Annotated in this window: 2 protein-coding genes; one reads left to right on the forward strand and one right to left on the reverse strand. The window is 72.7% G+C overall.

The window, feature by feature from the left end; all coding sequences use genetic code 11:
- Positions 1–1,266 (reverse strand): PQQ-binding-like beta-propeller repeat protein (locus KBX53_RS28760; protein WP_210862715.1); only part of this gene is annotated, 1,266 nt, incomplete at its 3' end.
- A 103-nt stretch (positions 1,267–1,369) separates the two neighbouring features.
- On the opposite strand from KBX53_RS28760, the gene KBX53_RS28765 reads away from it, so the two are divergent.
- Positions 1,370–2,728 (forward strand): hypothetical protein (locus KBX53_RS28765; protein ID WP_309140878.1); only part of this gene is annotated, 1,359 nt, incomplete at its 3' end.

A 2,728-nucleotide genomic window follows, 5' to 3' on the forward strand; every position in this document is an offset into this window, starting at 1 on the left:
GTCCAGGCGCGGGCAGAGCAGCACCGGCAGGGACGCCTGGCAGCTGCCGGCGATGCCGGGCAGCACGTCGACGATCCGCGCTCGGCCGGCCACCAGGTCGAGTTCGGCGACGACCATCCGACCGTCGTCGCCCCGCCGTACGCCGACCAGCGGGTCGTCGGCGTCGAGCACGGGCATCAGGCTCCACCCGCCCAGCTCGGTCCGTACCTGCCCGGTCGCCGCGTCCCGCACCGCGTACCCCCGGCCGGGCACTGCCATCAGCAGCCGGCCGGACCGGACGTCGGCCAGCACGTCCTGGCCCGGTTCCGACCAGCGCACCGCGCCGGTGGCCGGATCGAGCACCTGGAGGCCGCCGGTCTGCGGGACCGCGCAGAGCAGACCGCCGCAGTCGAGCACGTGCGACACCAGCGTCACCTCGGCCGTCCACAATGGTGCCAGGTCGGCCAGCGCGAAGCTCACCAGCCGGGTGCTGCCGGGCGGGACGAGCAGCAGCAGCTCGTTGACGACCTGCACCCGCTGGTACGCCGAACGGTCACCGGGCAGCGTGTCGATGCTGCGCAGCAGGTGGCCGCTGCCGGCGTCGTGCACCTGCACCTCGCCGGTCGGTTGCAGGAGCACGAAGCGGTCGACCTGGCCCGCCGGGTCGTGGTGGTAGGTGGGGTTGGCGGCCGGCGGAATCGGCACCGACCAGAGCACCCGGCCGGTGTCGGGCGCGACCCCGCTCACCGCGCCCGACCCGTCCTCCCGACCGTCGGTCAGCAGCAGCCCACCGTCCGCTGTCGGTTGCAGCGACCCCGGATGCTGCCAGCGTTGCCGGCCGGTCACGGCGTCGAAGGCGGTGGTCTGGAACACCCGGTTCGGGGCGCTGACCGCCGTGGCCAACACCAACCCCCGCTCGATGCGGACGTCGAGGTAGTCACCGGTGCGGGCCAGCGGCGCCTGCCACCGCCGTCGCACGGCGGCGCCGGCCGGTGCCGGCTGGGCGTACGCGCTCAGGTACCGGTCACCGTCGGGTATCGGCGGATCGACCACGAAGACGCTCTCCGCGGCCAGGTACGCCGTGGCCGTCCGGGACGCCGGCACCACACTCACCGTGCGCTGCGCCCACGGGGCGGCGGCGGCCAGCACCACCAGGCTGAGCAGCAGCACCGTCGCGCCCTGCAGCGGGCGAGCGGCGGCACGCGGGCCGCGGATCGACGGCGCCGACGGGGGCTCGTCCCGAATCTCACCCAGCTCGATGATCGACAACGACCGTCCTTCCGTCACCAGGTAAGGCTGGCCGACGGGTCACCGTCCGGCAAACCGACCGTCAGCGCACCGGCCCGGCAAAAGCGACGGAACCCCGCCTGTACGATGGCGCGTCGTGGCTGTGCCGGTGGTAGACCCTTCGCTGAATCCCCTGACCGACGCCGACCCGGCCGAGGTGGAGCCGACACGGCGGCCTCGGCGCCGTCCGGCCCGAACCGACCTGTTGGCCCTCGGAGCCTATGTGCTGCTGGGCGTCTTCGTCTGCCTCAACTACTGGGGTGACGTCAACGGCCGGGTCTCCTCGCACCTGCCCACCGATCACAGCTGGTTCGAGTGGTTGTTCGCGCACGGCGCGTACTCGGTGCGCCACCTGGAGAACCCGCTCTTCACGGCCCGGCAGAACGCCCCGGACGGGGTGAACATGATGGCCAACACCTCGCTGCTCGGGGTGACACTGCCGCTGGCCCCGCTGACCATGCTGCTCGGTCCCCAGGTGATGTACGCGCTCTATCTGGGTGCGGCGCTGGCGGCCACCGCCGGCACCGGGTACTGGATGCTCTCCCGCCACCTGGTGCGCTCCCGGGCGGCGGCGTTCGTCGGCGGCGCGTTCCTCGGCTTCGCGCCGGGAATCATCCACCACGCCAACGGCCAACCGAACTTCGTGTCCAATTTCCTGCTCCCGCTGATCGTGGTGCGGGTGCTCACCCTGGCCGAGCCGGGCCGGTGGCGGCGCAACGGGCTGGTGCTCGGGGCGCTGGTGGCGTACCAGATCTTCATCAACGAGGAGATGTTGCTGCTCACCGCGCTGGCCTGCCTGGTCATCGTGCTCGCGTACGCCGTGCAGCGGCCGCGGGCCACCCGGGCCGCCGCCGGCACGTTCCTGGCCGGGCTCGGCGTGGCCGGTGGGCTGGCCCTGGTGCTCACCGCATATCCGATCTGGTTCCAGTTCAACGGCCCGCAGTCCTACCGGGGCCTGCAGGGCGGCGTGTTCCACAACTGGGGCGAGGACCTGGTCGCCTTCGTCACCTTCGCTCGGGACACCTGGGCCGGTAACCCGGAGGTGGAGAAGACCATCGGCCTGACCGAGCAGAACACCTGGTTCGGTTGGCCGCTGGTGCTGCTCTCGCTGGTGGCTCTGGTGCTGCTGGTGCGCCGGTCGCTGGCCGCGCGGATCGTCGCGGTGCTCATCGTGGTGTTCAGCGTGGCCGCGATCGGGCCGTGGGTGCGTTTCAACGGTGTGGAGACCGACATTCGCGGCCCGTGGTCGTACGTGTCGGACGACCTGCCGCTGGTCGAGATGATGATGCCGACCCGGTTGACGCTGGTGGTCGCCGCCGCGGTGGGCGTCCTGCTCGCGTTGACCTGGGACGCCGCGTACCGGCAGGGACGCCCGGTGGCCGACCGGCCGAGGGTGCCGGCCCAGCGCGCGGGCGACGCGGCCCCGGCGGCGTCCGCCGACGAGCCGGCCGCGCCGGTCGCC

The organism is Micromonospora sp. M51, from assembly GCF_018070305.1.
GTDB classification, from domain to species: domain Bacteria; phylum Actinomycetota; class Actinomycetes; order Mycobacteriales; family Micromonosporaceae; genus Micromonospora; species Micromonospora parva.